Below are 7,481 nucleotides of genomic sequence, written 5' to 3' on the forward strand. Positions count from 1 at the left end.
GGGCACAAAACCAGCGCCTATAAAAAAAGCCGCTGATCGGCAGCGGCTTTCAAAGGTTAACATATCGACACAAACCCTGGCCATGTCACCCAGGGCCCACCGCGGCACAGCGGCTTCAGCTGTCGGCATTGGCATCCACGGTAGCTTTTGCAGCGGTCTGTTTTGCGCCTTTCACGGCATCCAGCTGTTGTGCGGCAACGGCTTCGCGAGCCTCTTCGTGGGTGCTGGCGAATGCTGCATTGCGGGCGACGAACGCCGGGGATTCTTCGGCCATGGCCAGGGGTGACAACAACAGGGAAGACAGGACGAAGACGCTGGCAATACCCATACTGTTGGACATTTGTAACTACCTTCTTGCGGTGCAAGTGTTAATGAGGACAGGGCTGAAGTTAGCCCTTCACCGGCCTTGGAAACAGAGTGAAGTTGGATAAGCACTCTTGCATGAAAGGTAACTATCTTCGGCAAACAGGTGGCGTCCAGGCGTAAACCTGCGGGCTAGAGCCTTTCTGGCCCATCGCAAGTCACGCCTGGGGCAGGCGCGTTCAATTAATAGGAGCGTTCAGAACCCGATAAAAGCGTAATAAACGGGCGGTTCGCTGGTGGTCTGCATGCCCCAGGCCTGCAAGTCTGAAACCAGTGCTTCATTCTCCACATGCAAGGTCCAGTGCTCACCGTCGGGTTCTGCGACCTGCGCCAGGGCCGTTGCGAAAGCGCCCATGTCGGGCAGGTAGGCGGTAAAGCCATTGCCTTTCACCGCGCTGGTGGTCATGCCCAGCCTCTGGCACACCGCAACCTTCGCGGCGATGTCGTCACGGTCAGCCTGGCGGGATGCCTGCACCAACGCCTCCAGGCCAGCATCCAGCAACTGTGTGCCGTGAATCAGTTGCGGGCCCTGCTGCCAGGCTTCGGGTGGGCAGTCCTTGCTCTCCGGCCGCAGCGGGATATGCGGGTTGATTTCTACCGGGTAGATACGGCACACCAGCGGCCGTTGCTCGTAGATGGTGCACAGGTCGTTGTCGTCCAGGTTGCGACAACGGCCCGGGTTGAAGGCGGCGAAGGTCACCGACACCCGGGCCTCACCACTGCCGCACGGCACCGGGTGGGAGCGACGCAGCACATGGTCGCGCTGCTCAGCCGGCATGCCCGGGCCGTCCGTCACGAACGCCTCGATCAGGACCACCACCTGCCCACCCGCATCCGCCCACTGGCGGGCCTCGCTCAAGGTCAGGGGTACGTGATGCCCGGTGCAGCACTTGCCGCAACCGGTGCAGGCAAAACGTAGGCTGTCTGTCACTTGCTCTGCGGGCTCCACTCACTGACGTACGCCTGCTGCTGACGGCGATCGTACAGGCACAGCTCGGTGCCAGTGCGCTGCTTCATGTGCTTTTGCGGGTACACGCCTTCAATCAGCAGGGCGCTCATGGCCACCCGGTCATCGAACTCTGCAGGCTTGCCGCGGGCATGGGCGTTCTTGAACTGGCTGGCGGCCAGGCACGCCTTGATCATCTGCTGGCGGTGTTCGTTCCAGGCCTCGTTGCTGGAGGCTTGGGCAACGCCGCTGAACAGGGCGCAACTGATCACAATGGAGCTGAGGCACTTCATGAATGGCTTCCCACTGGTAGCTGGCTGATAGGGGATTATGCCCCAGTCACACCCAACGGCAAGCCGGGTGTGGCCAAGGCCGGTCAGCGCTCGGCGAACACCACGGCCCGCGCCGCCACCACCAGGCAGTCGGTCAGCTCCGGGGAAGAAAATTTGGTAAGGATGGCGTTGGCCCCGGCCTGGGTCGCCTTCTCGCTGCTCATGGCACTGTCCAGCGAGGTGTGCAGCAATACGTAGAGGTGTTGAAAGTCCGGGGTCTGGCGCAAGGTGCGGGTGAACGCGTAGCCGTCCATTTCGCTCATCTCGATGTCCGAGACGATGATGTTGATTTCCTGCGCCGTGCCTTGCAGTTCCAGCAGCACGTTGATGGCGTCCTTGGCACTGCGCGCGGTGCGGCATTCGATGCCCAGGTTGCGCAGGGTATGCACCGACTGCTGCAGGGCCACGTTGCTGTCGTCCACCACCAGAATGTTGGCAGCGGCCAGCAGGCTGGCATCTTCCTCGCTGAGCCCACCTGGGTGAGGCTCCGGCGCAGGCGGGGCGATGCCGTGGATGACTTTTTCGATGTCCAGTACCTGTACCAGGGCGTTGTCCACCCGTGTTACACCGGTGATGAACGAGCGGTTGCCTGAGCCGAAGGGCGGGGGTTTGATGTCGGTGCTCAGGCAATGCACGATGCGGCTTACCGCCTGCACGTGCAGGCCCTGGCGCGAGCGGCTGATCTCGGTGACGATGAGGCAGCCACCGTTCGGGTCGGCCAGCGGCATCTCGCCGATGGCGCGGGACAGGTCGATGACCGACAGCGGGTGGCCACGCAAGGTGGCCACGCCCTTCACGTGCGGGTGCGATTCAGGCAGCTTGGTCAGCGCCGGGCAGGGGATGATTTCGCTGACCTTGAGCAGGTTGATTGCCATCAGCTTGCCGCTGCGCAGGGTGAACAGCAGCAGGGACAAAGCGTCCGCGCGGGCATTTTGCGTGGCCATGGTGACCTTCGGTGGGGAACAGGGGATAACAGGCTATCGGCCTGTTCCGTGCAGGCTTTAGGGGTGGATTGACTAACGTTCGCGCAACGCCTCCTTGGCCCGGTTGAGCGGCTTGATCAGGTAGTCGAGGATGGTCTTTTCGCCGGTGCGGATATCCACCGTGGCAATCATCCCCGGCACGATCGCAAAGTGCTTGCCAGCCTTGTTCTGCAGGCTGTCCTGCTCGGTGCGGATGAACACCCGGTAGTAGTAGATTTCCGGTTTTACCTCGTCCTGCAGGGTATCGGGCGAGATCCCCACCACCTTGCCTTCCAGGCCGCCATACACCGAATAGTCATAGGCGCTGATCTTTACCTTGGCCTGCTGGTCTGGGTGGATGAAGGCGATGTCGCGCGGTGCGATGCGGGTTTCGATCAGCAGGCGTTCGTCCATCGGCACGATCTTCATCACCTGGCCGCCCGGCTGCACCACGCCGCCCAAGGTGTTGACCTCGATGTCCTTGACGATACCGCGCACCGGCGAGCGCAGCGTCAGGCGGGTGAGCGAATCGCTGCGCCCACGAATGACCTCCGACAAACTGTCGGCCTCGGCGCTGGCCTTGGCCAGTTCTTCCCTGGCGCGCACCAGGTAGTCCGACCGCGCTTCGGTGGCCTTGAGTTCCAGTTCCGAGCGCTGGCGGTTCAGGCGGATCACCTCCACCCGGCTGGAAGCGCCCATCTTGGCCAGGTTTTCGGTGATTTTCAGCTCGCTGCGCACCAGCCGCAGCGAGTCCTCGATGCCGGCCAGGGTCTGCTCCAGGCCACGGCGGCGGGTCTGGTACAGCGCGGTTTCGGCATCGATCAGCTCCGGCGATTCGCGCAAGCCGGGCGGGAACACCAGGGGCTTGCCAGTGACCTCTGCGTGCAGGCGCGCCTGGCTGGCCTTTGCTGCGCGGTACTTGGCCTCGCTCTCGCCTACGCTGGAGGCCGTCTTGGTCGGGTCGAGCTGGGCCAGCACCTGGCCACGCTCGACCAGGTCGCCTTCGGCCACACTCATCTGCGCGACGATGCCGCCTTCGAACGACTGGATCACCTGCTCCCGCGAACTGGGGATGACCTTGCCAGTACCGGTGGATACCTCGGTCACTTCGAACCAGGCCGCCCAGGCCAGGAACGCCGCCAGCATCAGTGCGCACAAGGTGATCAGGCGGCTGGCGCGGAACACCGCCTGGTCGTCCTGCCCATCGAGGTAAGAGGCGGGGAGTTCATGGTTGCTCATGCCTGCGCTCCTTGCAGCTTGGCCAGCGCGGCTTCGCGCGCATCATCGATGACGACCCGCCCGCCATCGAGGACCACGATGCGGTCCACCCGTTGCAGCACGCTCAGGCGGTGGGTGGCGATCACCAGGGTGCGGCCCTGGCAGAAGCGGTCCAGGTTATCCAGCAGCCGGCGTTCGGTGATGTCGTCCAGCGAGGCGGTCGGCTCATCCAGCAGCAGAACCTGCGGCTGGCGCACCAGCAGGCGCGACAGCACCAGGGCCTGGCGCTGGCCGCCAGACAACCCCAGCCCGCCCTCCAGGATCAGGTGGTCCATGCCTTTGGGTAGGCGCCGCACGAAGTCCAGGGCGCCGGTGGCAGCCAGCGCGGCCACCAGTTCCTGGTCGCTGGCCTGGCCGGCCCCCAGGGTGAGGTTTTCCCGCAGGGTGCCGTGGAACAGCCGTGCGTACTGGGCCAGCAGCCCCACGTCGCGGCGCAGGTCGGCAGGGTCGAGGTGGGCCATGGCGATGCCATCCAGGCTGACTTCACCCTGGCTCAGGTCCATTGCGCCGGCAAGGGCCTGCAGCAGTGTCGACTTGCCTGCACCGTTGCGGCCCAGCACGGCAATGCGTTCGCCTGGGCGAATGTCCAGCCGGGCGATGTTGAGCACCGGTGGGGTGTCTTCGCTGTAGCGGAAGGTGGCCTGGCGCAGGCTGTACTCCCCGCGAATGGCGGGCAGGTGCACCCGTGCCTCACCCTCCGGGTGGTCGACGGGCGACTGCATCAGCTTGTCCAGCCCCTGCAGGGCCACCTTGGCCTGCTGCCAGCGGGTGAGCACATGGGTAAGCTGGGCCAGCGGGGCCATCATGCGCGAAGACAGCATGGACGCGGCCACCAGGCTGCCGGTGGTGAGGTCCCCGGCAATGACCATGGGCGCGCCGATGACGATGACCACGGCGAACACCGCGCCCTGTACGTTCTGCGTCCAGGCCACCAGGCCATTGGTGAGTGTGCGCAGGCGCAGGTTGGTGTGGGCGCAGGCGGCGTTGTACTGGTTCCATTGCCGCTCGAAGCGCGCTTCGGCCTGCAGTGCCTTGATTTCGTCCAGGCCTTGCACGCTTTCCACCAGCATGGCATTGCGCAGCGACGACTCGCGCATCGACGCATTGGCCAGCCGGGCCAGGCGCCGCTGCGCCAGCAGGCCAGGCAGCACCATGGCCAGCAAGGCCACCAGCGGCACGAACACCAGCACGCCGCCGATCAGCCAGAACACCAGCAGGAACAACAGGAAGAAGGGCAGGTCGGCCAGCGCCGTGGCCGTGCTGGAGGTGATCAGGTCACGCACCGACTCCAGCTCGCGCAATTGCGAGATGAACGAGCCGGTGGATTTGGGCCGTACCGAGTTGCGCAGGCGCAGGGCATGCCCGTACACCAGGTCGCTCACCCGCAGGTCTGCACGCTTGCCCAGCAGGTCGGTCACCTTCAGCCGCAACAGGCGCATGCTGAAGTCGAAGACCAGCGCCAGCACCACACCACCAAACAGCACGTACAGGGTGGGCAGCGATTCGGCCGGGATCACCCGGTCGTACACCTGCATGGAAAACAGCACACCCGCCAGCGCCAGCACATTGGCCACCAGCGAGGCGACCATCACCTGGCCATAGGGGCGCAGGTCGCGCAGCACGATGCGGGCGAACCAGTGGCGGTCGTAGGGGGCGGTGTAGTCGTCGGTGCGCACGTCGCGCAGCGGGCGTGCCGGGCGCAGCAGGGCGACGCGGGTGATTCTGCCCACCAGGGTATCGCGTGGCAGGCGTGATGCGAGGCCTTGATCGCCGGCAAACACCACGGCCAGTTCGTCTTCCTGGGTGACCGACTCCACCACCGCCAGCTGGCCGTCGTCCAGCTCCAGCACCAGCGGCGTGCGCCACTGGCGCAGCCCTTTGGCATCGAAGCGCACGAAGCGCAGCGCCAGGCCCGCCTGGCGCGCCATGTGGCGCAGGATTTCGTCCAGCGGGCGGGCATCCTCGTCAGCCGCCAGGCGGATACGCTGGGGCGATACGTCCAGGCGGTAGTGGTGGGCCACCTGCAGCATCACCTCAAGCCACGGGCCCAGGTCTGCGCGGGGTGCGGGTGCCGGGGCCGCGGCCTGTTCAGGCAGCGTCACGTTGATCGGGTCGCTCATGGCCGGATCTCCACACCTTGCAGATTGCGCCCCTCAAGGCCCAGGGCGGCCCGCAGGGCGCCGGTGTTGTACAGGCAGTCTACGTCCAGGCGCAGCAGATCGGAGCGGGTGCCGGCCAGCTCGAAACGTGATTGGTAGATTTCCTGCTCGGCGTTCAGCAGGTCGAGCAGTGGCCGGGTGCCCAGGTCCAGGTATTGGCGGCCGTACAGCATGCGCGCCTCCTGAATGCTGACCTGGCGCGCTTCCAGCGAGCCCAGGCGGCGGCCCAGGCCGGAGGTTTGCGCCATGGCCTCGGCCAGCCCACGGCGCGCCTGCAGGCGGGCGGCGTCTTCGGCGGAGTCGGCGGCGGTGAGCGCATAGCCGGCTGCCCGGGTGCGCGCGCTGATGGCCCCGCCCTGGTAGATAGGCACCTCCACGTTCAGGTAGATACCGGCCTGGGTTCGGTCCAGGCGGCCGTTGTCGCGGTTGTAGTCGTTGTCCAGGTAGTGGTTGACCTGCGGCTGCAACGACACCGTCGGGTAAGCCTCGGCCTTGGCCTGGGCCAGTTCGGCCTGGCCCTGAGCGCGCTGGGCGAGGGCCATCAGCACACCGGGCAGGCGCTCGTCGCCCTGTGCCGGGCGCTGGCAAGCCTGGGCCAGTTCCGGGGGCGGCTGCTCGGTGAGGGACACGGGCGTGACGCGCCCCAGCAAGGCGGCCAGGGTGGAACGCCAGCGTTCGTATTGCGAGCGATATTCTTCCAGCACGGCGCGGGCGCTTTGCACCCGGGACTCGGCCTGCACCACGTCGGAACGGGTACTGGCACCCATGTCGCTGCGCTGACGGGCCATGGTGGCAATGTCACCGACCCCGCGGATCTGCTCGCGGGCGATGGCGATCAACTGCTCGTAGCGGCGGGCCTCGATCCAGGCATAGGCGGTATCGCGCGCCAGGTCGTCCACTACCAGCAGGATGTTGGCCTGGGCACGGGCGGCAGCGGCCTGGGCGGCGCTGACCGCATGGTCCACCTTGCCGAAGTCGTACAGCATCTGCTTGAGCGAAAGGTTTACCGCCTGGCTGTTGCGGTCACCCCCATAGCCGGTGTCATAGCCGGTGCGGATACCACCGGAAATCTGCGGGTAATAACCCGCTCGGGCGACGTTGATGCCCTCGCCCTGCTTGTAGAGGTCGCCGATGGCCTCGGCGATGCTCGGGTGCCATTGCGCGGCCTGCAGCACCGCATCGGACAACCCCAGGCGCTGTGCGCTGGCTACCGGCACTATGCCTGTGGCGGGGCGGGTGGGTACGGCACCTGGCGCATCACGTAACAGCGATGGGCCAATCTGGCGCAACGTCGGGTCCAGGTCATCGGCGGCTTGGGCCGCCGGGTAAAGGTTCATGGCCAGGAGCCCGAAGGCCCCCAGCAACAACGGTGACAGCGCACTGCTTCGCTTCACTGAGTGTCCTTACTGCTGATCATCATCCATGCCGCCGGGTAAACCCG

7 protein-coding genes are annotated in these 7,481 nt (G+C 65.6%); all 7 read right to left on the minus strand.

Annotated elements, in window-relative coordinates:
• Positions 1-115: 115 nt before the first annotated feature.
• The 7 genes from IAE33_RS12780 to IAE33_RS12810 all read right to left on the minus strand — a co-directional run bounded on the left by IAE33_RS12780 (position 116) and on the right by IAE33_RS12810 (position 7,434).
• Complete coding sequence (locus IAE33_RS12780; protein ID WP_028631633.1) at positions 116-340, minus strand: hypothetical protein; 225 nt, start codon at positions 338-340, stop codon at positions 116-118.
• Positions 341-559: 219 nt separating this feature from the next.
• Entirely contained in the window at positions 560-1,294 is a 735-nt protein-coding gene (locus IAE33_RS12785; protein WP_201163767.1) for a YkgJ family cysteine cluster protein, read from the minus strand.
• Positions 1,291-1,602, minus strand: coding sequence for a hypothetical protein (locus tag IAE33_RS12790; RefSeq protein WP_028631631.1), 312 nt, complete (start codon positions 1,600-1,602; stop codon positions 1,291-1,293). Before IAE33_RS12790 ends, IAE33_RS12785 begins: the two co-directional genes overlap by 4 nt.
• A gap of 83 nt (positions 1,603-1,685) precedes the next feature.
• Positions 1,686-2,585: a chemotaxis protein gene (locus tag IAE33_RS12795; protein ID WP_028631630.1), complete on the minus strand. Its 900-nt coding sequence runs from the start codon at positions 2,583-2,585 to the stop codon at positions 1,686-1,688.
• Positions 2,586-2,657: 72 nt separating this feature from the next.
• Positions 2,658-3,842 (minus strand): HlyD family type I secretion periplasmic adaptor subunit, encoded by a 1,185-nt coding sequence (locus IAE33_RS12800; protein ID WP_201163768.1) that lies wholly within the window; start codon positions 3,840-3,842, stop codon positions 2,658-2,660.
• Positions 3,839-6,001 carry a type I secretion system permease/ATPase gene (locus tag IAE33_RS12805; RefSeq protein ID WP_060483272.1) on the minus strand — a complete coding sequence of 721 codons (2,163 nt, stop codon included), beginning with the start codon at positions 5,999-6,001 and terminating at the stop codon, positions 3,839-3,841. The genes IAE33_RS12800 and IAE33_RS12805 overlap by 4 nt, the downstream gene beginning before the upstream one ends.
• Positions 5,998-7,434, minus strand: coding sequence for a TolC family outer membrane protein (locus IAE33_RS12810; RefSeq protein WP_201163769.1), 1,437 nt, complete (start codon positions 7,432-7,434; stop codon positions 5,998-6,000). The genes IAE33_RS12805 and IAE33_RS12810 overlap by 4 nt, the downstream gene beginning before the upstream one ends.
• Positions 7,435-7,481: the final 47 nt, after the last annotated feature.

Origin of the sequence: Pseudomonas sp. S60 (assembly GCF_016647865.1) — a bacterium.
Taxonomy (GTDB): Bacteria; Pseudomonadota; Gammaproteobacteria; order Pseudomonadales; family Pseudomonadaceae; genus Aquipseudomonas; species Aquipseudomonas parafulva.